This is a genomic window from Kyrpidia tusciae DSM 2912 (assembly GCF_000092905.1).
Taxonomy (GTDB): domain Bacteria; phylum Bacillota; class Bacilli; order Kyrpidiales; family Kyrpidiaceae; genus Kyrpidia; species Kyrpidia tusciae.
This window is the reverse complement of record NC_014098.1, coordinates 1,429,927-1,456,027: the sequence shown is the minus strand read 5'-3', so window position 1 is coordinate 1,456,027 and position 26,101 is coordinate 1,429,927. Positions and strand designations below refer to the sequence as shown.

At 61.3% G+C, this 26,101-nt stretch carries 28 protein-coding genes; 1 reads left to right on the top strand and 27 read right to left on the bottom strand.

Annotation, left to right across the window (positions count from 1 at the left end):
- From plsX to BTUS_RS07130, 11 genes are all read right to left on the bottom strand, one after another.
- On the bottom strand, window positions 1-1,038 hold the full coding sequence (gene plsX / locus BTUS_RS07175) for a phosphate acyltransferase PlsX (protein ID WP_013075443.1): 1,038 nt from the start codon (window positions 1,036-1,038) through the stop codon (window positions 1-3).
- Window positions 1,022-1,618, bottom strand: coding sequence for a transcription factor FapR (gene fapR, locus BTUS_RS07170; RefSeq protein WP_013075442.1), 597 nt, complete (start codon window positions 1,616-1,618; stop codon window positions 1,022-1,024). Before fapR ends, plsX begins: the two co-directional genes overlap by 17 nt.
- A gap of 257 nt (window positions 1,619-1,875) precedes the next feature.
- Entirely contained in the window at window positions 1,876-2,052 is a 177-nt protein-coding gene (gene rpmF, locus BTUS_RS17465; protein ID WP_013075441.1) for a 50S ribosomal protein L32, read from the bottom strand.
- A 12-nt stretch (window positions 2,053-2,064) separates the two neighbouring features.
- Entirely contained in the window at window positions 2,065-2,604 is a 540-nt protein-coding gene (locus BTUS_RS07165) for a YceD family protein (RefSeq protein WP_013075440.1), read from the bottom strand.
- Window positions 2,605-2,658: 54 nt separating this feature from the next.
- Window positions 2,659-3,723, bottom strand: coding sequence for a SepM family pheromone-processing serine protease (locus BTUS_RS07160; protein ID WP_013075439.1), 1,065 nt, complete (start codon window positions 3,721-3,723; stop codon window positions 2,659-2,661).
- 4 nt (window positions 3,724-3,727) lie between these two features.
- Window positions 3,728-4,531: a patatin-like phospholipase family protein gene (locus BTUS_RS07155; RefSeq protein ID WP_013075438.1), complete on the bottom strand. Its 804-nt coding sequence runs from the start codon at window positions 4,529-4,531 to the stop codon at window positions 3,728-3,730.
- Window positions 4,532-4,620: 89 nt separating this feature from the next.
- Window positions 4,621-5,100: a pantetheine-phosphate adenylyltransferase gene (coaD, locus tag BTUS_RS07150; protein ID WP_013075437.1), complete on the bottom strand. Its 480-nt coding sequence runs from the start codon at window positions 5,098-5,100 to the stop codon at window positions 4,621-4,623.
- Window positions 5,097-5,684 carry a 16S rRNA (guanine(966)-N(2))-methyltransferase RsmD gene (rsmD, locus tag BTUS_RS07145; protein WP_013075436.1) on the bottom strand — a complete coding sequence of 196 codons (588 nt, stop codon included), beginning with the start codon at window positions 5,682-5,684 and terminating at the stop codon, window positions 5,097-5,099. The genes coaD and rsmD overlap by 4 nt, the downstream gene beginning before the upstream one ends.
- Window positions 5,685-6,143: 459 nt before the next feature.
- The gene (locus tag BTUS_RS07140) at window positions 6,144-8,213 is read right to left on the bottom strand and encodes an ATP-dependent DNA helicase RecG (protein ID WP_013075434.1); all 2,070 of its coding nucleotides are present in this window, start codon (window positions 8,211-8,213) and stop codon (window positions 6,144-6,146) included.
- Complete coding sequence (locus tag BTUS_RS07135) at window positions 8,213-9,901, bottom strand: DAK2 domain-containing protein (RefSeq protein ID WP_013075433.1); 1,689 nt, start codon at window positions 9,899-9,901, stop codon at window positions 8,213-8,215. The genes BTUS_RS07140 and BTUS_RS07135 overlap by 1 nt, the downstream gene beginning before the upstream one ends.
- Before the next feature lie 12 nt (window positions 9,902-9,913).
- Entirely contained in the window at window positions 9,914-10,279 is a 366-nt protein-coding gene (locus BTUS_RS07130) for an Asp23/Gls24 family envelope stress response protein (RefSeq protein WP_013075432.1), read from the bottom strand.
- Window positions 10,280-10,526: 247 nt separating this feature from the next.
- Here BTUS_RS07130 and rpmB point away from each other — a divergent pair, with 247 nt between their 5' ends.
- Complete coding sequence (gene rpmB, locus BTUS_RS07125) at window positions 10,527-10,718, top strand: 50S ribosomal protein L28 (RefSeq protein WP_013075431.1); 192 nt, start codon at window positions 10,527-10,529, stop codon at window positions 10,716-10,718.
- A gap of 32 nt (window positions 10,719-10,750) precedes the next feature.
- Here rpmB and spoVM read toward each other — a convergent pair whose 3' ends face one another.
- The 16 genes from spoVM to dapF all read right to left on the bottom strand — a co-directional run bounded on the left by spoVM (window position 10,751) and on the right by dapF (window position 26,100).
- A complete protein-coding gene (gene spoVM, locus BTUS_RS18835; protein ID WP_083780080.1) occupies window positions 10,751-11,017 on the bottom strand; it encodes a stage V sporulation protein SpoVM in 267 nt (88 codons plus the stop codon).
- Complete coding sequence (rpe, locus tag BTUS_RS07115; RefSeq protein WP_013075430.1) at window positions 10,929-11,594, bottom strand: ribulose-phosphate 3-epimerase; 666 nt, start codon at window positions 11,592-11,594, stop codon at window positions 10,929-10,931. Before rpe ends, spoVM begins: the two co-directional genes overlap by 89 nt.
- A 47-nt stretch (window positions 11,595-11,641) precedes the next feature.
- Complete coding sequence (gene rsgA, locus BTUS_RS07110; RefSeq protein ID WP_013075429.1) at window positions 11,642-12,538, bottom strand: ribosome small subunit-dependent GTPase A; 897 nt, start codon at window positions 12,536-12,538, stop codon at window positions 11,642-11,644.
- A gap of 22 nt (window positions 12,539-12,560) precedes the next feature.
- Window positions 12,561-14,495, bottom strand: a complete 1,935-nt coding sequence (pknB, locus tag BTUS_RS07105) for a Stk1 family PASTA domain-containing Ser/Thr kinase (RefSeq protein ID WP_013075428.1) — start codon at window positions 14,493-14,495, stop codon at window positions 12,561-12,563.
- Window positions 14,492-15,250 carry a Stp1/IreP family PP2C-type Ser/Thr phosphatase gene (locus BTUS_RS07100; protein ID WP_013075427.1) on the bottom strand — a complete coding sequence of 253 codons (759 nt, stop codon included), beginning with the start codon at window positions 15,248-15,250 and terminating at the stop codon, window positions 14,492-14,494. Before BTUS_RS07100 ends, pknB begins: the two co-directional genes overlap by 4 nt.
- Before the next feature lie 23 nt (window positions 15,251-15,273).
- Window positions 15,274-16,356 (bottom strand): 23S rRNA (adenine(2503)-C(2))-methyltransferase RlmN, encoded by a 1,083-nt coding sequence (gene rlmN, locus BTUS_RS07095; protein WP_013075426.1) that lies wholly within the window; start codon window positions 16,354-16,356, stop codon window positions 15,274-15,276.
- Window positions 16,349-17,854 carry a 16S rRNA (cytosine(967)-C(5))-methyltransferase RsmB gene (gene rsmB, locus BTUS_RS07090; RefSeq protein ID WP_169307950.1) on the bottom strand — a complete coding sequence of 502 codons (1,506 nt, stop codon included), beginning with the start codon at window positions 17,852-17,854 and terminating at the stop codon, window positions 16,349-16,351. Before rsmB ends, rlmN begins: the two co-directional genes overlap by 8 nt.
- The gene (fmt, locus tag BTUS_RS07085; protein WP_013075424.1) at window positions 17,806-18,744 is read right to left on the bottom strand and encodes a methionyl-tRNA formyltransferase; all 939 of its coding nucleotides are present in this window, start codon (window positions 18,742-18,744) and stop codon (window positions 17,806-17,808) included. Before fmt ends, rsmB begins: the two co-directional genes overlap by 49 nt.
- Window positions 18,741-19,208, bottom strand: coding sequence for a peptide deformylase (gene def / locus BTUS_RS07080; RefSeq protein ID WP_013075423.1), 468 nt, complete (start codon window positions 19,206-19,208; stop codon window positions 18,741-18,743). The genes fmt and def overlap by 4 nt, the downstream gene beginning before the upstream one ends.
- A gap of 59 nt (window positions 19,209-19,267) precedes the next feature.
- Entirely contained in the window at window positions 19,268-21,712 is a 2,445-nt protein-coding gene (gene priA / locus BTUS_RS07075) for a primosomal protein N' (RefSeq protein ID WP_013075422.1), read from the bottom strand.
- On the bottom strand, window positions 21,709-22,920 hold the full coding sequence (coaBC, locus tag BTUS_RS07070) for a bifunctional phosphopantothenoylcysteine decarboxylase/phosphopantothenate--cysteine ligase CoaBC (protein ID WP_013075421.1): 1,212 nt from the start codon (window positions 22,918-22,920) through the stop codon (window positions 21,709-21,711). The genes priA and coaBC overlap by 4 nt, the downstream gene beginning before the upstream one ends.
- 54 nt (window positions 22,921-22,974) lie before the next feature.
- The gene (gene rpoZ, locus BTUS_RS07065; RefSeq protein ID WP_013075420.1) at window positions 22,975-23,169 is read right to left on the bottom strand and encodes a DNA-directed RNA polymerase subunit omega; all 195 of its coding nucleotides are present in this window, start codon (window positions 23,167-23,169) and stop codon (window positions 22,975-22,977) included.
- Complete coding sequence (gene gmk, locus BTUS_RS07060) at window positions 23,123-23,788, bottom strand: guanylate kinase (RefSeq protein ID WP_123809408.1); 666 nt, start codon at window positions 23,786-23,788, stop codon at window positions 23,123-23,125. Before gmk ends, rpoZ begins: the two co-directional genes overlap by 47 nt.
- Window positions 23,789-23,816: 28 nt before the next feature.
- On the bottom strand, window positions 23,817-24,083 hold the full coding sequence (gene remA, locus BTUS_RS07055; protein ID WP_013075418.1) for an extracellular matrix/biofilm regulator RemA: 267 nt from the start codon (window positions 24,081-24,083) through the stop codon (window positions 23,817-23,819).
- Between the two features lie 31 nt (window positions 24,084-24,114).
- Window positions 24,115-24,993, bottom strand: a complete 879-nt coding sequence (locus BTUS_RS07050) for a YicC/YloC family endoribonuclease (RefSeq protein ID WP_013075417.1) — start codon at window positions 24,991-24,993, stop codon at window positions 24,115-24,117.
- A gap of 273 nt (window positions 24,994-25,266) precedes the next feature.
- Entirely contained in the window at window positions 25,267-26,100 is an 834-nt protein-coding gene (dapF, locus tag BTUS_RS07045; RefSeq protein ID WP_013075416.1) for a diaminopimelate epimerase, read from the bottom strand.
- Window position 26,101: the final 1 nt, after the last annotated feature.

Below are 26,101 nucleotides of genomic sequence, written 5' to 3'. Positions count from 1 at the left end.
TCATCCCTCCTCCTGCGCTCGACGCGTTCCTTCGTGATCTCCACTGGCAAATGCCGTCTCCTTCAACCGCTTCTGCATGAGGTCGGTGACGTGTTCCGATACAAACTTTCGAGTCTGGCCGATCGCCACCTCGAAAGCCCGGCCATTGGAGGCCCCGTGGACCTTGACCACCAACCCGCGTAAACCGAGCAAGGGCGCCCCCCCATACTCCCGGTAATCCATCCGCCGGTGAAACTCCTTCAACCCGCGGTGCATCAAAACTGCCGCCAACTTTCCCGCCCCCGATGTGGTAAACATCTCCTTCAATTGCACAAATACCCCGAGTCCCACACCCTCCAGGGTTTTCAAGAGGACGTTGCCCACGAAGCCGTCACACACCACGACGTCGCAGGCTTCAGCAAAAACGTCCCGGGCCTCGACATTGCCGATAAAATGAAGCGGCGACCGGGACAATAGGGGGTAGGTTTCCTTGACGAGGCGATTCCCTTTCCCCGCCTCGGTCCCGACATTGAGCAAACCGATACTCGGGCGACGAATTCCCAACACTTTTTCCGCGTAGACATTCCCCATCACGGCGTACTGAACGAGGTGGCTCGGCTCCGGGTCCATATTCGCTCCCACGTCCAGGACCAATACGCCCTTTCCCCGCACCGTCGGCAAGATCGGCGCCAAGGCCGGCCGGGCGACACCCTGCAATCGGCCGACAATTAACAAACCGGCGGTCATCAGGGCGCCGGTGTTTCCCGCCGACAACATGGCGTCACAGGAGCCTTCTTTCACCAGCCGGGCCGCGGTGACGATGGAAGAGCGCGCCTTGCGGCGAACCGCCCGAACCGGCTCGTCCTCCGGGGCGATGACCTCCTCGGCGTGAAGAAAGGACACGTTCTCCGGAGCGTCCGTTAAAAGCGGTCGAACCTGTTCCTCCCGTCCGACGACGACCAGGTCTAAATCCGGATACCGGCGTGCGGCGGCTACAGTCCCCTCCACCGCCGCCGCAGGCCCCTGATCGCCGCCCATGGCATCAATGGCTATCTTCACCGCTACCGGCCACTCCTTCCCGTTCCCCGCGGGGCTGCACCACCAGAAATCGCCCTTCAAACACACGATCGTCCCCCGAACGGGTCCATACGTCCACCTGGGCGAGATCGCGTTTTTTCTGTCTCACCACGGCTTTGGCCACCAACCGTTCCCCTAGATAAGCTGGGCGAATAAACCGCACGTCTGCCGCCGCCGTGAGCGCCACCGGAGCGTCGATCACCGCCACGGCCAACGAGTTCGCCTGGGCAAAAAGATGATGTCCCCGGGCGATGCGCGTCCGGTAAAAAACGTGATCTTCTCCCACTTCAAAGATGGAGATCGCCATTCGGTTCAGTTCGAGTTCGATCAATTCGCCGATCAACTCACCGGTATCCAGGGAACGCGGTCCTTCCAGCCGTTTTCTTGCCACTGCCCGGATCCTTTCCCGGACTTCGGGAATCCCGAGGGCCATGCGGTCCAATCGGATCGTCTGCACGCTCACCCCGAACCGCGCGGCAATCTCCTCATCTGTGAGAAAAGGGTTGCCCTCCAGCAGCGCTTGCAACGCCGTCTGCCTTTCCCTTCGATTGCGAACAGCCACGGCGTTTCCCTCCCACTGACCGATCCCCCGCCGGGGACCCCGGACCACGGCATTTAGTACCAGATACTAAAAACAGTATACATGAAGAGAGGATTTTCGTGCAATGCCGAGAACAGCCGGCGGTCCTGGGTCACGGAGCCTTGGCGTCGGCAAAGGGAAACGGCCATAAAACGGCCCGAGGCCGCTGATCCGCTTCCATCAACAGCCTCGGGTTTCCACGCCGACCCGGGCCCCCGCTCCACCCGGATCGTTGTCCATTACTTCCCTTCCGCCACCCGTCGCCCTTTATAGTAACCGCAAGTCGGGCAAACCCGATGGGACAACTTCGGCTCGCCACACTGCGGGCAGGGGGTCATGCCCGGCACCAACAGTTTATAGTGCGTCCGACGCAAACGTTTACGCCTTTTCGACGTTTTTCGAAACGGAACAGCCACGCTACCACCTCCTCATCCGGAACCACCGGAGGACCCAGATATCCCCTTCCATAATTCCCCCAGTTTCTCCCAACGCGGGTCGGTCGCCCGGTCCGAGCAACCGCAAGGTCCCTCGTTGAGATTGGCCCCACATTCCGGACACAGCCCGCGACACTGCGGGCGACACAACGGCCGCCAGGGCAGGGCCAGAATCAAGGCCTGCTCGACATAGGGCGCGAGGTCGACCTCGTCCGATTCAATGGGGGTCATGTCATCCTCTTGATCCCACTCGCCGGCGGGTGTCGGTAGCCGCACGAAGCGCTCGTGAAAGGGTGTTTCGAGAGGTTCCCAAAACTCCGTCAAACATCGGGAACACCGATAGGCCACGCGCGTTTTCAGGGTTCCATCCACTTGGAATACGCCGGGGGAAATCTCCCGGGCCTCGAGCTCGACCTGCACGGGTTCCACCGCCGCAACTGAGCGATCCCGACGGGCCACCTCGTCCACTGAAACACGGCCGCATACCGCCATCCCTTCGGGGCGTCCCCGGAGGTCGTGCAACATCAGCTTCATCGGGATCACCTCGTGTGCAACCGCACTGAATTATAACGATGGGGCCGACTTTTGTCAACGGTTAGAACTTGACGGCTTGACCGGAAGAGACTGCAAGAACATCACGGCCTCGGCCAACGTGTGGACAGGAATAATTCGCATCTTGGCGCCGATCCGACGAGCTGCCGCCTCGGCGTCTCGCTGATTGTGGTCTTGGGGCAGAGCGTCGGCGGGAACGAAAAAGACCTCCGCTCCGGCCCGTTCAGCGGCCACCACTTTGTGTTCGACCCCGCCAATTTGACCGACTCGGCCATCGACGTCAATCGTCCCGGTTCCTGCAATAATATGCCCTTTTGTCAGGTCCCCGGGCATAAGCTGATTCACAATTTCAAGGGCGAACATCAGGCCCGCTGAAGGTCCACCGATATTCCCGGTCTGAAAATCCACCCGCACAGGCGATTCGACCTTCTGCACAGTGACCACCTGAACTCCGAGGCCCGTCTGGGGCGCATCCTGCCCCGTGCTCCCCGAAAGCTGGATCAAAGGGACTGTCAACTCCAGAGCAGCATTGCCCCGCTTGACGGCGAGGCGGACCGTCTGGCCCGGAGAACGACTTTTTATGTCCCGCACCAGTTGGTCTTGGTTCGCCACCGCCTGGCCATCCACAGCGGTAATTACGTCCCCTTGGTGGAGGATACCCTGGGCTGCGGAATTGGGAAGAATCCCGCGAACTTCAACTCCCTTCTGCACCACCTGCACGGGTTTGCCGAGGTACCGGAGGGCGGCGACCACCGCGCTATTTTGAGACCCTTCCATCATCTGTTTCATCAACACTTCATAATCGGCATCATTCAAACCGAAGGTCGCCTGGTTTTTCGGCTCAATTTCGCTCCCGGTCACCAAACCGTAGGCGAGGAGATAGACATTGCTCACCGGAAGCGAGTATACGGTGGTCAGCAGCAGCTTTCCCCGCTCGTCCTTGTGGCCTCCTTGCACGGTGACAACAGGCTCCACCGGGTCGGCGGATCCCGGCATAAACAAGTAATAGGGCAGCGGAACCAAGGCGAGCACCACCAGCACCGCCAGAGCCAACACCCATCCCTTGTAGTTTTTCCACAACCTGCGGACGACCCGCCTCATACGGTCACGCCCCCTCCGCCGTCGATCCGTCCTCCCCGTCCGCGCTGCCCATCAACTCCCGAATCCGGGGAATCATGTGGAGCGCCGCCTCCCGCCCCCGTTCGATCATCGCCTCAGCCTGGCTGAAAGCCGTGGAACCGATGGCTCCCAGATCCGGTTGAATAACGACATCCGCCTCGGGAAGGCGGACGTCCACAATCTGTCGTTCCATGATGTCGATACTTTGAAGAATGACATCGAAAATATGGCGGACAGGCCCGGCTTGGCCCTTTCCCACGTCCACGGCCACCACCACATCCGCCCCCATTTCCCTGGCGGTACGCACCGGCACCCGTTCAATCACCCCTCCATCCACCAACAGGCGCCCTTCGGATACCACCGGAACAAAGATTCCGGGAATCGAAATGCTTGCGCGAACGGCCCGAAAGGCCGGGCCTTTCCGAAATACCACCCTCTGGCCCGCCTCCAGATCTGTCGCCACCACCCATAACGGCGGCGACATCTGTTCCAAAGCCATCCCCTTGGTTAGAAACCGGACCACCTCCGTGATTTTGTCCCCCAAAACCAGTCCCATCTTTGGGACGGCCGGGTCCACCCACGATCGGCGCGGGAGTGAACACGCCAGCTTTCCGAGATCCCCGGGTCCGATCCCCGAGGCGTACAACGACCCGACCAAGGCGCCCATACTGGTCCCCGCCATCAGATCGATGGGAATCCGATGCTCCTCCAGCACTTGCAACACTCCGATATGAGCGAACCCCCGGGCACTCCCTGCCCCCAGGGCCAGCCCGATCCTGGGTCTTCCCACGGTCCGGTTCTCCCTTCTCGAACGATCCCACCAAATCGGCCGATCGTCCTCTTTTCATGATATGACAGGCTCGACTCCACACATACCGTCTAAGGCCGGTATTTGGCCCGGAGCGCCTCCTCTACGTGGGGCGGCACCAAGCCTGACACATCGCCGCCGTACTTCGCGATTTCTTTCACAATACTTGAACTGAGATAAGAGTAATTGGTGCTTGTCGGCATAAAAAATGTTTCCGCCCAAGGCCACAACTTACGGTTCATGGTGGCATTTTGCAGCTCGAACTCAAAATCGGAAACAGCTCGAAGTCCCCGAATCACCACCCTGGCGCCCCTTTGTTTGAGGTAATCGACCAAAAGACCCATGAAGGTCTCCACCCGCACGTTATCGAATCCCTCGACAGACCGTTCGATCAATTGCTTTCTTTCTTCAACCGCGAATAGAGCACTCTTGTGCGGATTTTCTAACACTGCAACCACGACGGCGTCAAATATCTGGGCGCCGCGTTCAATGATGTCCAAGTGCCCCATGGTGATCGGATCAAAACTTCCCGGATAAATGGCTGTGATCATTCTGTCGACTCCTTTCGATAAAACGTCAGGGCGGTATCGCCATAGGTCGATCGCTTCCAATGGATCCACATCCCGATCTTATCTGGAACCGCCGTTTGTGCGGAAGTCTCCACCACGGCCACAGCCCCCGCTTCCACCAATCCCAGGCGGTCCAACTCCCCGAGTAGATCCACCGCCCCGGCCATTTTGTACGGGGGATCAAAAAACACCCAGCGAAACGCCATCGCCTGGCCCGAAACTCCGGCGACCGGTATCAGGGCATTCAACCTGTGCAAGGCGACCCGGACGTCCATCGGCAAAACCCGGCAACGCGCATCCAACCCAAGGCGTTTCAGGTTGCCCCGTAAAACCCGGAGGGCCGCCGGGGATTTTTCGATGAAAACGGCCCGCTCCGCCCCCCGGCTCAAGGCCTCGATACCAAGAGCTCCGGTGCCGGCAAAGGCATCCAGCGCCCATCCCCCGTCCAGGCTGCCGCCCAGGATACTGAACATCGCTTCTTTGACCCGATCGGCGGTGGGACGCGTCCCTCGGCCCGGCACGCCAGCCAGTGGGCGGCCACCCAGCTCTCCGGCGACGACCCGCATGTGACTCACCTCCACCGCCCTGTTGGAAAGAGTGTACCACATTTGACGTGCCCGACATGTATAAACGCTCGCAAACCTGTCCATGATGATAACCGGCGGTTGTCAACCGACGCCGCAAACCGTGGAGCAGCAGGGTATCCCCATATGCTCTCCTCCGGTTTCTCCTCTCCCGTGTCGTCTGGCGAAGGCCATGCGACAACCCCCTCGTTGACCCGGACGAGGGGGATTTTTCATGAATCAACAATTGATCCCTGGGCAACCTATGCACGAGGTGATCCGCATGCCGTTGTCATACACCGAAGGAATGGTGATCGGGGCTATCTTTTTCGTCCTTGTCCTCGCTTTTGTCATTTTTTTCACTCTGGGGATGCCGCCGGTTTCTTCATCCCGGAGACAATCCCCAATGGACGTACCGGAGCCACCCCGACGGCCGGAATCTTAAATCCCCCCGCATACACGTCAGTGGATCCCTTCACCGCTGACGGCCAGTCCTTCCCGCAGGGAGGCAAACTCCGGCAAAAGCCAGAATTCTCGGCTCCGCACAAGATGGTGGGCATGGTGTTTGGCCCGGCGCATCCAGATTTCATCTCGAATCGGGTCGAAAAGTGCGAAATCTGGCCAACCGCTCTGGGCCAGACCCGCCCAATCCCCCGGCCCCCGCAGCTCCAGATCTTTTTTGGCCAATAAGTATCCATCATTCACCGCTTGAAAGGCCTCGATCCGCTGACGAGCGATGTCCGTCAGGGGCCCCGTTAGGACAAAACACACCGCATCCTGCCCCGACCGGCCGATTCGTCCGCGCAACTGATGCAACTGGCTGAGGCCAAATCGTTCAGCGTGATAAATCACCATCATCGTGGCCTCGGGAACGTCGACGCCCACCTCCACGACGGTTGTCGCCACCAAAGCCTGTATAGCGCCCTCCGCAAAAGCCCGCATCACCCGTTCTTTTTCCCCGGGAGACATGCGCCCGTGCAACAAGCCGACGGCAAACCCCGCCAATTGTTCCCGAAACCAGTCGAACAGAGAAAGGACATCTTTTTTCGATTCCGGCTGTTCACCCGGCCTTCCGATCGCCGGAGCCACCACGTATGCCCGCTCACCCCGACTCAATCGCTGACGCAGTTCAAGGACGACCTCTTCTTCCCGCTCCAGCGGCAGCCACCGAGTGACGCGCCGGCCTGGGGTTTCAGGGCGAGCAGGTAAAAAGGAGACGTCGACATCGCCAAAAAGGGCCATGGCCAACGTACGCGGAATCGGCGTTGCCGACATGGACAACAGGTGGATAGACTCGTTTGGCCGCAGCAGGGCCATCCGCTGCACGACCCCGAATCGCTGCTGCTCATCACACACGGCCACCCGAAGAGCGGAGTACGGGACATGGCCGAGCACCGCATGGGTTCCCACGAGGATCCCCGGGCGGCCGGCGGAAATATCGGCAAAGCATCGGGTGCGTTCGGCCCGGTCGGTCCCTCCCGTTAACAGCCAAACTGGAAAAGAAAAGCCCGCGAACCAACCAGACAACGTGCGGGCGTGTTGCTCGGCCAGAATTTCTGTGGGAGCCAACAATACCCCTTGTCCGCCGCTCATCGCCGCCGCAAAGAGAGCGGCGGCCGCGATCACCGTCTTCCCGGAACCGACGTCGCCGAGGATGAGCCGGCGCATGGGAGCATGTCCGGCGATCTCCGCCGCCACCGCCCGCAACACCCGCCGCTGCCCTTCCGTGGGAGAAAACGGAAGAGCCGCCAAAAATTCTTCCCACTCCCTCCGGGTCAGTCTGAGGGCCGGGGCCCGTCGGCTTTTCTGCCTCCACCGGGCACACTGGAGCGGAAGCTGAAACCTGAGGCATTCTTCGTATACCAATCTTTCCCGGGCCCGACCAAGTCGCTCCCAGTCCCGGGGAAAGTGAATCTCTCGCAGGGCCTCGGCTTTGTCCATGAGGCCCAGTTTCGCCCTCCAGCGCCACGGCAGGGGATCGACGAGATGGGGCTCAGCTTCTTTCAAGGCGGACGCGATCCACGTACGCAGCCATTTGGGACGGAGATCCCCGCTGGTTTGGTACACGGGCACAATCCTGCCCGCGTGGACAGAATGACCAGCGCCGCCCTCGGATACCGGCTCCATATGTTCCACCACCAGGCTGCGCCGGGCGGCCTGCCACCGGCCCGCCAACCGCCATCGCCGATAACGAGTCAACCGTTCAAGGACATAAGCCTGACGAAACCAGACCGCATGAATGCGAATTCCTTGAACGTCCATCGGCACCGCCACCACCGGGACCCGCCCACCTCTGCTCACCCGGGGCTTCCCCGCCACAGTCCCTTCCACCGCCACCCGGCGGCCGTCTTCCCACTCTCCAGGACGGCGAAGACGGAGATCCTCATAACGAAAGGGATAATGATAAAGGAGATCGCCAATTGACCGAATCCCCAAACTCTCCAAAGCCCTGGCCCTCCGGGGGCCGACGCCAGGCAAGAACGTAACCGGCCGGGCGAGCGGGTCCTGCCAAGCGCGGGGATCCCTCTCCATCACTCCACACCCACCACAGCGTCGTAAGTCGTTTCATCTCCCCGAAGCCATTCAAAAGAGAGGTTCGGAAACTTGACGGACACCTGTTCTCGGACCGCCCTCTCCTCCTGAGCACTCACCCGCTTTCCCCAGATCACCGTGACCAATTCGGCCTCTTCAACTCCGAGGCGTTCTATCAAACCAAGGAGAACGGGAGAAATGGTTTCACCCACCGCCACCACTTGGCCGTCCACCATTCCCTCATAAAGGCCGGACCGCGCACCGGGTCGCAAGGGCCCGGAATGAGAAACTTTCCGGATGAATCCCGAGCGGACCCTGGCCATGGCCTCCTTCATCCGGCGTTCATTCTCGTCCAAAGGGCGGGTGGGCTCGAACACACAAGCGGCCGCCAAGCCTTCCGGAACACTGCCGGCGCGAATCACACGAAGCACCCCGGTTCCCAGCGTACGCAGGGCCCGTTTGACATCTGCTTCGGACCGGCTCTGACACACCAAAACCGCCGTCTCCGCACTCCCGGTCTCTTGTACAACCCGAGATAACACAGACACCGCCCCGGATTTCCCGCCCACTTCCGAGAGAACGACAGCGGGAACGCCCGCCCCTTCAAACAATCGAGCCGCTCCTTCGTCGTCCACCGCCGCAACCAGAGAACGCCGGGGAACCGTAGATCGCGGCTGGGGACTGGCTGGGGCAACTTCCGAGGATTTGGGCTCTTGGTTCACTTGCATTTGCATATTGTCAATCTTGATCCGATCAAGGGGGCCAAAGGACAAACAACGCTCTAAAACCGTCCCCGGGTGAAAACTATGAATGTGTACTTTGATCCACTCGTCCACCTGGACCACGAGCAAGGAGTCCCCGAGCCCGGACAACGACTGTTCGAGCCGGGCGGTCATCGATTCCCCTCGCCCGGCGACTTGGATCAAACACTCGGTGCAATAGCCGTAACCGGCGCCGCTTTCATCCCGCCGGCATTCGATTGAGAGGGCTTCGTCCATCGAGGCGGAGGATACTGCCATGCGGTCTTCCCGCCGTCCCTTGGCCACAACCGCGATGTCCGCCTCCCACGGCAACGATACTCCGGCGAGCGTTTCAACAAAAGCATCGAGTATCACGGCAAAACCGAGGGCACCGGAATCCACCACCCCCGGTTGGCGACGCCCCGAAGGATCCGGGGCTCCCCCCTCAAGCACCGATTCCGCCGCGGCAACAGCCGCCCGGGCGGCTGCCTCCCAGCCCTCGCTGGATCCGTCTATCCAAGCCCGGGCCGTATCCCGGGCAATGCTGAGCATCGTACCTTCCACCGGTTTCTGCACTGCCCGGTAGGCTGCTTCCGCCCCGTGATTCCACGCCTCACTCCACTTGGGGAGGGACAGCTCCACTTCCCCCCGGAGGCTGCCGGCCAGACCTAGAAAAAACTGTGAAAGAATGACGCCGGAGTTACCCCTCGCACCGAAGATCAGCCCTTTGGCGAATCGACTGAGCACTTCAGCCGCTCCCGAGGCAGGATGTTCAGCCAACGCCCGGAGCCCAGCATCAAACGTCAACGATAAGTTTGTCCCCGTGTCCGCATCGGGAACGGGAAAGACATTCAGGCGGTTGATGGTCGGTCCTGCCTCATTCAATCGCCGCCCCGCCGCCTCCAATGCCCGGACGAGCGTCTGCCCGTCCAATCGCCTGTCCTCCAACCCAACGCCCTCCTACTTCTCTTCCGGCACCCGAACGCCCTGAACGTACACGTTGATGCGATCCGGGGTGATTCCGAGGGTATCCTGCAAGGTGTACCGCACCTTTTCGATCACATTGTGGGCTACTTCGGAAATTTTCATGCCGTACACGACAATGATGTGGAGATCCACCACGGTCTTGTCATCCCGAATCTGTACCTCCACGCCTCGACCAGGGTTGTCCCGGCCCAAAAACTCTGTCAGGCTGTCTTTGACCTGGCGTCGGGAGGCCATCCCCGCCAACCCGTAACACTCCATGGCTGCGGTCCCTGCAATCGTGGCAATGACGTCTTCGACAATGAAAATCTTCCCAATCGCGGTCTGCAGTTCTTTCGGCATCTCCCATCGTTCCCCCTCGCACCCCGGAATCCGGGCGTGACGGTGTGACTTCCCTTGCATTTTACTACAATCGGGCGACCTCGGAAAAGGGACGAAGGGCGCTCACCCCCTCTTCCGGGGGCGAAAGGGAAAATTCCGGAGTTCGGCCCCCCGAGTCCCTTGATCGAACATCGACCGTGTGGTAGCATGGGAAAGTCGACATGCCGTGAGCGGCCGCGGATCCATCGACCGGACGGGGGTGAAACGGATGGCCAAGCGTTGTGAAATCTGTGGACGTGGGCCGGCGACCGGGCACGCGGTGAGCCACTCCCATATACTCACGAAACGCCGCTGGATGCCCAACATCCACAAGATTAGGGCGGAGGTCGGCGGCAGTGTTCGCCGCATTCGGGTGTGTGCCCGCTGCCTGAAGGCCGGAAAGGTCAAAAGGGCTCTTTGAAACAAAAAAGCACCGCGGAGGTGCTTTTTTGTTTAGTCTTTGTGAAAGGCGTTCAGAATCGCTTTTACGATCTCCCCAAGGAAACGAGGCAGTTTGATGGTATAAAAGCGCACAAAAACCCCTCCTCCGCCTCCGGTATCCGTACTCGGACTGGCCCTTCTTTCAAACGCGTTGCGGTCCCATTGCTCTTTATGTATATTCCTTCTCGGGCTAAATGTGTGCAATCGCCTCCAGGATATCGCCCAACGCTTTTTTTCGGTCCGCCCGTCCAAACACCGCTGAGCCGGCCACCAGCACATCGGCCCCCGCCTTCACCGCCTTGGGAGCGGTTGAAGGATCGATCCCCCCATCCACCTCGACGTAAAGGTCGTCCCGATCCCCTGCCCATTCTCGCAAAAGAGGGATTTTCTCCACCGTTCGAGGAAGAAACGCCTGTCCTCCGAACCCGGGGTTGACCGTCATGACCAAAACCAACTCCACATCCTCCAACACCCAGCGCACCATTTCGGGCGGCGTGGCCGGGTTGAGAGCAACCCCGGGTTTCGCCCCTGTCGCCCGGATACTCTGGATCGTTCGGTGCAGATGTGGACAAGCTTCAACATGGACGGTGATTCGGTCCGCCCCGGCCCGGGCAAAATCCTCAATATAGCGATCCGGATTGGCAATCATCAAATGCACATCCAAGGGCAAATCGGTGACCCTGCGGAGACTCGCCACCACCGGCGGCCCGATCGTAATATTTGGAACAAACTGCCCGTCCATCACGTCCACATGAATCCAATTCGCTCCCGCCCGGGTCACCGATTCCACTTCTTCGGCTAATCGGGCAAAATCCGCCGACAGGATCGACGGCGCCATCATCACCGATCTTCTCATCGTCCATGCCCCCTTTCACAATCTCCGCTGTTCACGAAGGGTCATCGTCAGCGGTATCGCTCTTCCCGAGCCTCGCGCAGTTCTTTCAGCCATTCCCGATAATGGTCATAACGCAAAGGATCGATCCGCCCCTCGGCCAGGGCCGCGGGGACCGCGCACCCCTCCTCTTCTTCGTGCAGGCAACCGCGGTATCGACAGTTTCTGCCCACCTCTACCAGTTCCGGAAATCCCTTCGACAGCTTTTCAGGCTCCAAGTCCTTGTCGAAGGCCAAAACCCCAAACCCCGGCGTATCGGCGACATAAGTATTCTCTTCCAATCGGAGGAGCTCCACCTGCCGGGTGGTGTGGCGACCCCTGCCCAGACGCCGGCTGACGTCGCCCACGGCCCGATTCAACCCGGGATGCAGAGCGTTGATCAAGCTGGATTTGCCCACTCCGGACTGACCGGCGAGGACGCTCACCTTTCCTCGCAACCGGGTGCGAAGGGCATCGATGCCCTCCCCGGTCAGGGAGGACGCGTACAGGGTCGGGTACCCCAATCGCCCGTATACCGACACCTCCCTTTCAAAATCGGCCCGGTCCTGAAGGAGGTCCGCTTTACTCCAGCACAGCAAAGCGGGGACGTTTTGCAACTCCACAGACACGAGCAGGCGGTCGAGAAGGTGGCGATTCAGATCGGGTTCCCGGATGGAAAAGACCAGCACAGCCAAGTCCACGTTCGCCACTGGGGGGCGGACCAAGATGTTTGTCCGAGCCAGCACGTCCTCCACCACGCCCTCGGAGAGCCCGGACAGATGGACACGCACCTCGTCTCCGACCACGGGATGCATCCCCCGCTTCTTTAGAACACCCCGGGCGCGGCAGCGCACCGTTCGCCCTTTGAGATCTACGTCGTAGAATCCGGCCACCACCCGGACAATCCGGCCCTGTGCCCCCTCCGGCACGCCGCTCTCCCCCCTCTTCCTGCTACGTTCCATTGTACGGGATCACTTTTTCTCCCTGTTGCTGTCCATCCACGTACCACTTGATATCCGCGCCCGTATCCGGGCTGAGAACCACCTGCACCGGATACACTTTACTCACCGATGTCGTCTCCGAGACCACCGTTTGATTGGCCTCTCGGGCGTCCGTAACCACAATCTTCACCTGAACGGGCGGATGACCGGGCGGAATGGCCACCGCCACCGGAAACACTGCGGTTTTCGCGTCTTGGGGATAACCGCTGGAAACCCACAAATCCACCGCCCGGCCCTTGGGGACCTGGTCCCCGGGCTTGTAAGGCGCCTGTTGAATCACCACTCCGCTCGGCGCTTTATAATCGGGCTGGGTTTGGACTTTGCCCACGGTCAACCCGGCTGCCGTCAACTGTTGCCGGGCATCTTGTTCCGTGCTGCCCACCACATTCGGCACGGTCACCAATTGAGGCCCCTGGCTGACCACCAGTTGCACTTGGTCCTTACCGGGGACCACCGCCACTTCTTCCCGGGGATATTGCCGGATCACCGTGTCTTTCGGCTGGTCGCTGTACTCATAATTCACCGCGATCTGAGAATCCGGAATCCCGTTTTGTTTAAGCAGTTGTTTCGCCTGGGAGAGCGGCATGTTTTCCACCGCCGGCATAGCCACGGTTTCCTGGCCGATGCTCACCCACAGGGTAATGGAGCGGTTCGCTTTCACCGTAATTCCAGCATCGGGATCTTGTTTGAACACCGCTCCAGGAGGCACCGCATTGCTCGGCATGTCCACCCGCTGGATGTTATTTTGAGAAAATCCGCTTTGTGTGAGTTGGGCCACCGCATCGGCGTAAGGTTTCCCCACGACATTCGGCATGGTGACGTCGGGCACCCGCATCCAGGTTGTAAATGCATAATACGCCCCAACCCCCAGCACCGCCATGACGAGAAGCACCGCCAACGTCCACAATGCCGCCCGTTTCACATAAGACCAGCCGCGACGCCGGGGTTTGGCCGCCTCGTCCGCCGCCTTTCGATCAGCACTGTTCTCGGCGCCGGACACCGGTGTGTACAATCGCGTCTCCTCGGACTGCCCGTCACCGTGCTGGGGAACGAATTTCGGGACATCCTTCAGTTCGAGGACGACATCGAGATCCGCCGCCATTTCTCTAACTGAATCATACCGATCCAGCGGATTTTTGGCCATGGCGCGCAGAATCACGTTCTCCATACTTTGGGGAATTCCGGGAATGAGTTGGCGAGGCTCCACCAGGGGTTCCCGCACGTGCTTCAAGGCCACACTGATGGGCGAATCCCCGGAGAAAGGCAGATGGCCGGTGACCATCTCATATAGCACGACCCCCAGGGAATAGATGTCTGATTTAATATCAGTCATCTCTCCCCGGGCTTGCTCGGGTGAAAAATAATGCACAGACCCGATCACCGATCCCGCATAGGTAATCGTGTTCGCCGTGATTGCCCGGGCGATGCCGAAATCGGTCACTTTGACAACCCGGGCATCGGTGATCAAAATATTATGGGGCTTGATGTCTCGATGGACGATGCCGCGATCGTGGGCATGGGCCAAGGCCGCGCACACTTGTCTTCCGATCTCCACCACTTCTTCCACCGGAAGGGGTCCCCGCTGTTGGATCCACTCTTTAAGGGTATGACCTTCGACGTACTCCATGACGATAAAATGATCGTCCCCGTCAGTGCCGACGTCAAAGATATTCACGATATTCGGATGGGATAATGAAGCGGCCGCCTGAGCCTCCCGGCGAAAACGGCGGATAAAGTCCGCATCGTCGCCAAATTGGCTGCGCAATACCTTGACAGCCACCCGGCGCCCCAGGACGGTGTCCAGTGCCCGGTACACCACCGACATGCCGCCTCCGCCCACCGCCTGTTCAATCTGATATCGACCACCCAGCAAGCGTCCGATCACAGGCGATCCCCCCGCTCCCCGGGCGCCCCATGCTCCACCGCCACCACCGTAATGTTGTCGGGTCCGCCCCTTCCCAGGGCCGCTTCGATCAAACGATCGAGCCGCCCTTCCAGCGGGACCGTTCCAACCCGCATCGTCTCCAGAATCTCGCCCTCTTCCACCATATTGGACAGCCCGTCGGAGCAAAGGAGCAAGATGCCGCCCGCTTCCCAGGAAACCCGGGCGATATCCACTTCAACCCGGGGTTCCATGCCCAGGGCCCGGGTCAACACGTTGCGCCTCGGGTGAACCCGGCTTTCTGCCTCGCTCAATTCCCCGCTTTTGCGGAGCTCGTTCACCAAAGAGTGATCATCGGTCAACTGGCGGATAGCCGCCCCGGCGATCAGGTAGGCCCGACTGTCGCCGATATGACCCACCCAGATCTCCCGCTCGTCAAACAGGGCGGCCACCACAGTGGTGCCCATGCCCGCCAAGTCTGTGGCGGAAGGATCGTGGGACCGCTCGTAAACCACCCGGTTCGCCTCCCGGATGGCTTCGAGTAAACGTTGCCCCGCCGGACCGGTCGAGCTGTGGAGCTGGCGGCCGATCACGTCGATGGCCAACTGGCTCGCCACCTCCCCTGCCCGGTGGCCGCCCATGCCATCGGCTAGGAGGGCCGCTTTTAACGGTTCTAAATCCATGTGGATGGCATACCCATCCTGATTGATCGAGCGCACCAAACCCACATGGGACCTGGCCGCGACTTCCACCTGCATACGCACACCTCTTCCCGCTTCCCCTACGCCTCCGTCAACTCATAACCCGCCCGCAACTGCCCACAGGCCGCGGCGATATCCGCTCCCATCTCTCGGCGAACGGTGCAAGAAATCCCGTGCCGCTCCAACCGCTCGCGAAACGCTTCCACCTGCCGGCGCGGGGTCCGGTCGAACCGGCGCTCCGGTACGTAATTGACCGGAATGAGGTTCACATGACACGGCAAACCCCTGAGCCGATCCGCCAGTTCATCCGCCTGATCCAGTCGATCGTTGATTCCACCGATGAGAGCATACTCAAAGGTCAGGCGTCTCCCGGTCTTTTCCCAATACTCCCGGCAGGCCTCCAACAAGACGGCGATGGGGTAGGCGCGGTTGATGGGCATGAGGCGACTGCGCACCTCGTCGTTCGAGGCGTGCAGCGATACCGCCAAAGTGATCTGAAGGCGCTCCTCCGCCAACTTTCGGATGGCGGGCACCATGCCACTCGTGGAGACGGTAATATGTCGCTGTCCGATGCGCAGTCCCTCATCAGCGGTGATCAAACGGATAAAGCGAAGGGTGGCCCCATAATTCTCCAGCGGTTCTCCAGACCCCATCACCACCACGGATGAGACCCGCTGCCCCTGTTGATCGAGCATGCGCTGGCATGCGAGAACCTGTTCCACCATCTCGCCGGCTTCCAAGTTCCGAACCAATCCGCCCAAAGTCGATGCGCAGAACTGACACCCCATATGACAGCCTACCTGAGAGGAAACACACACGCTGTGGCCATAAGAATGGCGCATGAGCACCGTTTCCACCGTCGCCCCGTCGAATAGGCGAAAGAGGAATTTTGTCGTCCCATCCTTTTTCGACACCTGACGGGTCAGTTCCTCCATGGTCCCGAGCCGGGCCCTCTCCCGAAGCACATTTCGCAGGGCCTTGGGGAGATTGGTCATCGCATCCACACTCGTCACGCGCTTTTTATACATCCAATCGAACAGTTGCGCGGCCCGGTACCCCGGTTCACCCTGTTCCTCCAGCCACGTCCGGAGCTCAGCCAGCGTCAGACCGTACAAGTGAATCCACGGCTCGCGGCCTTTGCTCTGGGTGTTTTGTTCAGTCACGGCGGATCCCCCTTTGAGCCCCCGAGGGTTTTCGGCGGAGTCGAGCATAATAGAAACCGTCCCCTCCAAAATGAAATGGAAGAATCTGTCGACCAAACCGAGTGGAAAGCGTCATTTGGCCGAGGGGGTCCGGCCAGAGGGCTGCCGGGTCTTCGAGATCAAAGGCCGCTCCCCCGGGCCCTGCCAGAAAAGCCTCCACGACCCCATCATTTTCTGCTTCACAGACGGTGCAGGTCGCGTAGACCAATATTCCGTCCGGCCGCAAGGCCCTGGCCGCGGCCGCCAGCAACTCACCCTGCAGTTTGACCAGGTCCTGAATGTCTTCGGGGCGCCGACGCCACTTTAACTCCGGCCGCCGTCGCAACACCCCGAGGCCGCTACAGGGAGCATCCACCAAGGCGGCGTCAAAAATCCCAAGGGACGGGGCATCTCTCCCATCGGCACAAACCGGATGAACGTTTGGTAATCCCAGGCGTCGGGCGGTCCGCTCGATCAAAGGGATTTTATGAGGATGGATATCCACTGCGGTAACCCGCCCGGTGCCCTTCATCCACTCGGCTAGATGGGCAGATTTTCCCCCCGGGGCGGCGCAAAGATCCAGGACCTCCCACCCCGGTTCCGGTTGCAAGGTCCAGGCGGCGAGGGTGGCGCTCTCATCCTGCACGCTGCAAGCACCGGACCGAAAGGTAGACAGACGGGAAACGTCGACTCCGCTGACTCGCAGGACTCCGGGGATCACCGGCGACGGCCGCCCTTCCCCCCCTGCTTCCCTGACCGACTCCATAACCTCAGCGACGGATGAGCGCAGAAGGTTCACCCGAAGGGTGAGAGGCGGCGGCTCGTTGTTGCTTTCACAAAGGGCGATCGTCGCTTCTGGGCCGAGCCACGACCACCAGCGTTCCACCATCCACGTCGGATGGGAGGTGCGCCGAGCCAGCTCTTCCGGGTTCCCGGGAGCGTTCCGGGATCTTGCGGCCCGGGGTGGGGAAGGCGTTTGTTGTTCACGCTCCAGGGCTCGCAACACACCGTTCACATAACTCGCGGCCCGGGGCTGAGTGCCTTTGACCAATTCGACCGCATCGTTCACCACGGCGTGAGGGGCACAGTGGCGCAGTTTATATAACTGATAAACCGCCATTCGCAGCGTGACCCGGACGACGGCATCAAGGCGAGCAATGGGGATTCGGGACTTGGCGTTGATCTGTTCATCTAGCCATCGCTGCCACCGCAACGTGCCCTGAACAATCTCCGTAGCCAGGGCGCTGTCCCGCCGGTCCGCACCCAGGCGGTTTAACACCTGCCTTAAAGCGATGTGGCTATAGGCCCGCCGCTCTTCGACAAGGAGCAGGACCTCAAAGGCGCCGCGCCGGGCGGGTGATACCGCCCCTGCCCTCCCCGAAACCCGGCGCCGCGGGTCTCGCACAGGATTCGCCGCCCGGGCATCCGGGCTCACTTCCCCAGAGCCTCCCCAGTTTCGATGCGCCTTCCCCGCGCCCACGCTTCCGCCTCCATCCGATTCTTGCTTTCGGGCTGAACCTGGTGCAGCCACAGGGCTCCCGCCCCTGCTGCCACCAACACCCCGCTCCGTTCCACGACCAGGATCTCACCGGGTGCGCCGAAACTCCCGGTGCGCTCCTCAACGGTCGTCCGCCAAATTTTCAACACCTTGCCCCGGTGGAGGGTGTAACCACCCGCCCACGGGCGCAGAGCCCGAATTCGGTTGTGGATCGCCAGGGCCGCTTGCGACCAGTCGATCTTCTCGTCCTCCCGGCGAAGGGGAGGTGCATAGGTGGCCAAAGATTCGTCCTGTTCCCGGGGTTCGATTTCCCCGGCCAACCATCTCGGCAGCACGTCCACCAGGAGCCGCGCCCCCAACTCGGCCAGGCGCTCGGTCAACGTGCCGGCGTCATCCTCCTCGCCCACCGCCAGTTCTTCCTGAGCGACAATCGGCCCCGCGTCCAAAGCTTGCACCATTTTCATGATGGTGATGCCCGTCCGGTCCTGTCCGTCCATCAAGCACCGCTGTATCGGCGCAGCCCCGCGGTATCTGGGCAACAGAGACGCGTGGATGTTCAAACATCCCCGGGGTGGCAGATCGAGCAGTTCTTGAGGAAGGATCCGCCCATAGGCGGCGGTCACCGCCACCTCCGGGGCCAGGTCCCGAACACGCTGTAAAAACTCCCCGTCTTTCACCCGTTCGGGTTGCCAAACGGGGAGACCCAACTCCTCGGCGGCGCGCTTGACCGCCGGCGGCGACGGGACCTGACGGCGCCCCACCGGGCGGTCTGGGCGGGTCACCACCGCCCCCACCTTCCACCCCGCCTTGACTAACGCCTTCAGGGAGGGAACGGCAAACTCCGGCGTGCCCATGAACAATACGTTGGTCACGTTTCGACCCTCCGGATGGAACGCGGATCGGTCACCCGGTCGAGAAAAAGAATCCCGTCCAGGTGGTCGATTTCGTGGAGCAAACAGCGGGCCAGGAGTCCCTCGGCGTCCACCACGAGGGGTTCCCCGTTCCGATCCTGGGCCCGCACGATCACATGATGAGCCCGGGTGACATCCGCCTGGATGCCGGGGATGCTCAAGCAACCCTCTGGCCCGGTCTGTTCGCCTTCCTCCAATACGACCTCCGGATTCACCAACCCGAGCAGGCCTTCGCCAATATCTGCGACGATGACCCGCTTCAGAATCCCCACTTGGGGAGCCGCCAGACCGATTCCATCGGCATTGTACATCGTGTCCGCCATATCGTCGATCAGCCGCTGAATGTTCGGGGTGACCTTGCTGACCGGTTTGGCCTTTTCCCGCAGTATCGGATCCCCTTGCAAACGGATGATTCGTATCGCCACTGAAACTCACTCCTTTAACGGCGCGACCCCAATCGGGATGCGCCCCGGCTGCAACACCGCTACAACAACATCTGGGCCGCCACGTCCACGCTCACCGATCCTTCGGGATCGCACAGTCCCGCCGATTCCCGCCACACCTCTCGAAACGCCTCCGCCACGTCCGACCATTGGCGATATTTCACCACCACCTGGTGGCGGTACAAACCCCGCAGGCGTCCCAGAGGGGCCGGGCCAGCCCGAAGCACCCGACCCGCCCCGGGGGGCAGGACTTCTTTCAGCCGGCGTTCGATGCTGCCCGCCGCCCGGGCCGCTCGATCGGCCTCGGGGTGTCCTGTCCGCCAAACCGCGAGCTCCGAGAAAGGGGGGTAGTCCCCGGCGCGCCGGCCGGCCAGCTCTCGGAGGTAAAACACCCGGGGCTGTTGGTCCGCCGCCGCCCGGATGGCGTAATGGTCCGGATTGTAGGTTTGGATGACCGTGATCCCCGGAGTGTCCCCCCGACCGGCCCTCCCCGCCACCTGGACGAGCAGTTGATAGGTGCGTTCCGCTGCACGAAAATCGGGCACATGCAGAGAAGTATCGGCAGAAATGACGCCCACCAGTCCAACGTTGGGAAAATCGAGACCTTTGGCGATCATTTGCGTGCCGAGGAGTATGTTCGCCTCTCCCCGGGCAAAACGGCCCAGGAGCTCTTCATGAGCCCCCTTGCGCCGGGTCGTGTCCACATCCATTCGCACAATTTCGGCCGTGGGAAAGAGATGCCGCAGTTCTTCCTCCACCCTTTGGGTCCCAGTGCCAAAATACCGGATGTACGGCGACCCGCAGTTGGGACACGTCTCCGCGTAGGGGGTGGTATACCCACAGTAGTGGCACCGCAAATCTTCCCCAGACCGGTGGTACGTCAAAGAGATATCGCAGTGAGGACAGCGCATGACGTGACCACAAGCCCGGCACAACACGAAAGTGCTGTAGCCCCGGCGGTTCATAAGGATAACCGCCTGCTCACCCCGGTCCAGCCGTTCCGCCATCTCCCGCTCCAGTCGACGGCTAAACATCGAGCGATTCCCCTCCCGAAGTTCCCGGCGCATGTCCACCACCACGCACTGCGGGAGGGGGCGCCCGCCCACCCGCTCTTTCAGCGAGGTCGACACGGCCCGTCCCCGTTCCACTAAATGAATCGCCTCCAGGGATGGCGTGGCACTTCCCAGCACCAACACGGCTCCGTGCTGGGCCGCCCGCTTCCAGGCCACCTCCCGGGTCACATAACGGGGGGACTCCTCTTGTTTATACGACACCTCGTGCTCTTCGTCCATGACGACCAGACCCAGGTGGTCCACCGGAGCAAAAATCGCCGACCGCGCCCCGACGGCCACGGCCGCCTCCCCGCGCCGGAGTCGCATCCACTCGTCGTGGCGCTCCCCCGGGGACAAACGACTGTGCAGGACCGCCACCTGCTCCCCGAATCGACCCCGGAACCGCGCCACGGTCTGTGGGGTCAAAGCGATCTCCGGCACCAACACGATGGCCCGGCGCCCCCGGCGAAGCGCCTCTTCCATCGCCCGAAGATACACCTCGGTCTTCCCGCTGCCCGTCACTCCATACAATAACACCGGCCTATGGTCCGGCGCCTCCATCTGGGTCACAATCGCCGCCAAGGCCCGGCGCTGATCTTCATTCAACTCCGGCCTCTCCCCGGTATCCCACCCCGGGTCGCGGCCCGATCCCGGGTCCCTCCGGATCGCCCGGGACTCCAACTGCACCAGGCCGCGCTTGACCAGTCCGCTCACCGCCTCCCGGCTGACACCGGACAACCGGGCCATCTCCCCGACGGGGAGTGGGTCGAGATCCCGGGAGAGCCACCAAGTCAAAAGTTCTGCTTGCCGAGGCGCCCGACCGCGCATCCTCTCAGCGGCTTCCTGGAGGGATTTCTTATCCAAGACAGGAACGGCCACCCGGACCGTTTTCGGTCCGACCACTTGGCCCTCGGTCCGTTCCACCCACCATCCCCTGGCAAGCCCCGTTCTCAGGGTGCCCAGGTCACCGCCCAAAGCCGCCAAGAGCTGCTCCCTGGACAGGGGCCTACGGGCCAAACGACCCATCACCCCGCCGCCAACTCCGGCGATATGGGCCGCCTCTGCGGCTCCGGGTCCCGGTTCGTAATACCGGTTCACCTTGCCAAAAGCCCCGGGCGGCAACACCGTGCGGAAAGCCGCGGATCGGGTACACAGATACCGTTCGGAAAGCCATGCGGCGAGTTCGAGAAGATCCCCGGGCACCACCGGTTCCGTGTCCAGCACGTCCCGGATCGGCTTGAGTTCGGCCAGGGACTCCGCAAGCTGCGGATCGGTCCGCTCCACGATAATCCCCATCACCGACCGCCGCCCGAAGGGGACCAACACCCGGGCACCCGGTAGCGCCCAAGACTTCAGGGATTCAGGCACCCGGTACGTAAACGTCCGGTCCACCGCCTGGACCCGGAGTTCTGTCAACACTTCAACGGCAATCACGATCCTGCCCCCACCTTGCCCGGGGTGTCCCGAATCACGTCCAAGAGGCGATCTGCCACCTCCCGTTTTGACAGCGGAGGAAGCGCCAAAGCGGTACCGTCCCTGCCGTAGATCGTCACAATATTCGTATCGACGGCAAACCCCGCCCCGGCCATGGAGACATCATTGGCGACGATGTAGTCGAGGCTCTTGCGTCTTAACTTTTCCAGAGCGTTTTTCTCTACATCTTCCGTTTCCGCGGCAAAACCGACGATCACCTGATCCGGTCGACGATGCCTGGATACTTCCATCAGAATATCCGGGTTGCGGACCAACTCCACAGTGAGCGGACCTTCCGCCTTTTTGACCTTCGAGGGGTGAACCACCGCCGGCCGATAATCTGACACCGCCGCGGCCTTGATTAAAACATCATGCATCGGAAGGTTTGCAAGAACAGCGTCCCGCATCTCCAGGGCCGTCTCGACCCGGATGAGGCGAACCCCCTCCGGGGAGCGGAGCTCTCCCGGCCCTGCCACTAGGGTCACGGTTGCCCCGCGATCCCGGGCCGCTTCCGCCACGGCATAACCCATTTTGCCGGTGGAGCGGTTGGACAGTATCCGGACGGGATCAAAGGGCTCCCACGTGGCACCGGCGGTCACCAACACGCGGACGTCCGCAAAGTCCCGGCGGCGGTTTAACACGGCCTCCACGACTTCGGCGATCTCATCGGGTTCCGCCATGCGGCCCTTCCCGGTATACCCGCAAGCCAAGGGGCCCTCCCCGGGGTCGACGATGACACAGCCCCGGGCCCGGAGGCGGGCGATATTTTCTTGGACAGCAGGGTGGCCAAACATGTGAACGTTCATCGCCGGGGCGAAGATGACCGGAGACCTCGTGGCGAGCAGCGTGGTGGACAGCATGTCATCCGCCAGCCCCCAAGCGGCTTTTGCGAGAATGTCGGCTGTTGCCGGCGCCACCACGAACACATCCGCCAAATCCGCCAGGTGAATGTGCTGGATGACCGAAGGATCCGTCTCGTCGAATACGTCCACCGCCACGGGGTGTTTCGTAATGCTTTGGAACGTCAGGGGCGTGATGAACTTCGCGGCCCCTTCGGTTAGAATGACGTGAACCCTGGCGCCGGATTTCACGAAACGACTGCACAGGGCTGCCGACTTGTAGGCGGCGATGCCTCCGGTCACCCCAACGATGATCTCACGGTCTTTCACCCTGTTCCCCTCCCGAGAAAAAAGAACAACCCCATCGGTTGTTCCCTCGCCCCATTACTTGGACAGCACGCATTTTACCTTATCCGCGGCGATCTCAAACAACGCCACCGAGACGACTTTCCCGGAAGGAACTGACACAAGAGAACGCGCCCCTTCCTGGAGCCGCCTGGCACGGCGGGCTGCCGCCACCACCAGGGCGTATTTACTTTCCACCTTTGTCATCAGTTGATCGATGGATGGATACAGCATCTGCAATCCCCCTTTCAATCCACGATTCGTAAAATTTCCGGTTGCGCCGAACGCTGTGGTGTTCTGCGACGATAATCGATTGGATGCGGTGGCACGCCAGTTCAACCTCGTCGTTAATGACCACGTAATCATACTCCCACAACTGTCGAATTTCGTCCGAAACCGCCCCAAAGCGCAGCCGGAAACTCTCGGCAGTCTCCGAACCCCGGCCAAGAATCCGATTTTTCAATTCCCGTACCGAAGGAGGGAGCAAAAACACAAACACCCCCCGGGGGAACTGCTCCTTGACCTTGCGAGCCCCCTGGATATCGATTTCTAAAAGCACATCGAGCCCCGCCCGCAGTTGGTCTTCCACGTATTTCCGCGGCGTGCCGTAGTAGTTCCCGTACACCTCGGCCCATTCCAGCAATTCGCCATCCCGAATCATGCGTTCGAATTCCTGCCGGGATCGGAAGAAATAGTTCACCCCTTCCCGCTCCCCTTGCCTGGGCAACCGCGTAGTGACCGATACGGAATATTTCATCGCAGGCAGGTGTTCGCGCAATGCGGTGCAGACGGTTCCCTTGCCCGCACCGGAAGGACCCGACAGGACGACCAGGAGTCCCTCGGGCCGATCCATCGTCTTCCCCTGATCCATGGCCGTGGCGTTATTCCTCCTCTTCCGACGCCGCGTCCCGAGCCACCAAACGGTGGGCCACCGTTTCCGGCTGCACGGCGGACAGAATGATATGGTCGCTGTCGGTAATGATCACCGCCCGGGTTCGACGGCCGTAGGTGGCGTCAATCAGCATTCCCCGATCCCTGGCTTCCTGAATGATGCGCTTGATCGGGGCTGACTCAGGGCTGACGATGGATACAATCCGGTTGGCGGATACGATATTGCCAAACCCAATATTGATCAATCGAATACTCACTCCGCATTCCTCCCAGCCATACGAATCGGGATCACTCGACGTTCTGCACCTGTTCCCGCAACTGTTCGAGAACCGTTTTCGCGTCCACCACCCGCAGGGCAATCTCGGCGCTACCCGCTTTGGCCCCAATCGTATTGAACTCCCGAAACATCTCTTGCAATAAAAAATCCAACCGCCGCCCCACAGCTTCTCGGCTGCCCAGCGCCGCCTCGAATTGACCCAGGTGACTGGAGAGCCGGACGATCTCCTCCTCTACGCTCGCCCGATCGGCCAGCATCGCCACCTCCACCGCAATCCGTCCGGCATCCACAAACCCCGGGAGATTCCATTCTTGCAGCTTCTCCTCCAAGCGCCGCCGATACTCCTTGGGGACCTCCGCGGCCAGCAGAGCGATCTCTTCCACCAGTCGGCTCAGATGGGAGAAACGGCGCCGGGCATCCTCTTCCAACCGCTCCCCCTCCCTGCGCCGGGCCGCAGCCAGCATCCTCAGCGCGGCATCCAAGGCCCGCTGCACAACCGGGCGGGCCACCTCCGGATCGACGGCCGCCTCCTGGGGGCGCACCACCCCCGGTATCGCCAAAATATCCCGCAGGTTAATCCGGTCGGAAAAGCCTAGCTCCGCCGCGAGGGCATCTCCGGCTTTTTTCACCGCCCGGGCGAGGGCGATGTCGAGAATCGCCGGGTCCCCCGCGGTCAGGTCAGGTAGAGCGGATATGTATACGTCAACCCGGCCCCGGGAGATCTCTCGGGCCACTGCCCGGCGGAGATCATCCTCCAGAGCGAGCCACTCGCGGGGCCCACGGATCGCGATCTCCCGAAATCGGTGATTCACCGAACGAATCTCCACTCCCACCGTGTATCCGGCCCCATGGCCGGTCCCGCGTCCATACCCGGTCATGCTTTTCAGCACATCGCCACCCCTTTTTCACACTCCATTCTACTTCAACCCGGGAACCACAGACAACAGGCCACCTCACTGCCGGCTTTGCAAAGCTATGCACGCATACGGCCCTTGACAAAATCCATCGGCTATGCTCCGCCGGATCTCAGACTCCTGCGAAGGAAGGCGAAGCGGGAGGCTTTTCGATGGGGATCGCCTCACTTGGGAGGAATGACATGAAAAAAGCCCGCGGTCAACATCCGCGGACCCCGTGGAGCGAACTTTTCCACCCATTTTGGCACCTTAGTCCGGCTGTCCGATTTCCCCCCGAAACACCTCTACCGCAGGCCCCGTCATGTACACCCGACCATCCTCAGCCCACTCGATCTTCAGCGTACCGCCGGGCAAATGCACCCGAACCTTCCGCCCGGATCGACCTTCCAGCGCCCCGGCCACCACGGCGGCACAGGCCCCGGTCCCACAGGCCAGGGTTTCTCCACATCCCCGCTCCCACACCCGCACGCGAATCTCCCCAGGATCCAGAGTCTCAACGAATTCCACGTTCACTCGATTCGGGAACAGGCGGTTCGTCTCAACCTCCGACCCCACGCCTCGCACATCCGTGCCTTCCACATCGTCCACGAAAATGACCGCATGGGGATTACCCATGGACACTGCCGTAAACGCCCATTCCCGCCCGGCCGCCTCCACCCTCCCCGAGGGAGTGCCGCCCTCGGCTAATGCCACGGGTATCCGGCCCGGCTCAAGAATCGGCTCGCCCATGTCCACGGTGACCTCTTCCACCCGGGAACCATTGCCTCCGAGCACAATGCGCTGCACTCCGGCCAACGTTTCCACCACGAGATCCCGGCGTCGGACCAAACCCCGTTCAAAGGCGTACTTCCCCACGCATCGCACGGCATTGCCGCACTGTTCCGCTTCCGACCCGTCCGCATTAAAAATTCGCATCTGCACATCTGCCCGGTCCGACGGAAGCACAAACACCAACCCGTCGGCGCCAATGCCGAAATGGCGGTCGCACCAATTCCGAGCCAGGGCTCCCGGATCCAGCGGCAAGGCGTGACCTTCCACCACAATAAAATCGTTTCCAAGGCCGTGCATCTTGACAAATTTCAAC

Coding starts and splice junctions, on each gene's coding strand:
- BTUS_RS07165 (WP_013075440.1), bottom strand. CDS start 2,604: ATGAAGCTGATGTTGCACGACCTCCGGGGACGCCCCGAAGGGATGGCG.
- BTUS_RS07160 (WP_013075439.1), bottom strand. CDS start 3,723: ATGAGGCGGGTCGTCCGCAGGTTGTGGAAAAACTACAAGGGATGGGTG.
- coaD (WP_013075437.1), bottom strand. CDS start 5,100: ATGATCACAGCCATTTATCCGGGAAGTTTTGATCCGATCACCATGGGG.
- rsmD (WP_013075436.1), bottom strand. CDS start 5,684: ATGCGGGTCGTCGCCGGAGAGCTGGGTGGCCGCCCACTGGCTGGCGTG.
- BTUS_RS07140 (WP_013075434.1), bottom strand. CDS start 8,213: ATGGAGAGGGATCCCCGCGCTTGGCAGGACCCGCTCGCCCGGCCGGTT.
- BTUS_RS07130 (WP_013075432.1), bottom strand. CDS start 10,279: ATGCCGAAAGAACTGCAGACCGCGATTGGGAAGATTTTCATTGTCGAA.
- rpmB (WP_013075431.1), top strand. CDS start 10,527: ATGGCCAAGCGTTGTGAAATCTGTGGACGTGGGCCGGCGACCGGGCAC.
- spoVM (WP_083780080.1), bottom strand. CDS start 11,017: ATGTGCTGGTGGCCGGCTCAGCGGTGTTTGGACGGGCGGACCGAAAAA.
- rpe (WP_013075430.1), bottom strand. CDS start 11,594: ATGAGAAGATCGGTGATGATGGCGCCGTCGATCCTGTCGGCGGATTTT.
- BTUS_RS07100 (WP_013075427.1), bottom strand. CDS start 15,250: ATGCAGGTGGAAGTCGCGGCCAGGTCCCATGTGGGTTTGGTGCGCTCG.
- rpoZ (WP_013075420.1), bottom strand. CDS start 23,169: ATGCTGTATCCATCCATCGATCAACTGATGACAAAGGTGGAAAGTAAA.
- gmk (WP_123809408.1), bottom strand. CDS start 23,788: ATGGATCGGCCCGAGGGACTCCTGGTCGTCCTGTCGGGTCCTTCCGGT.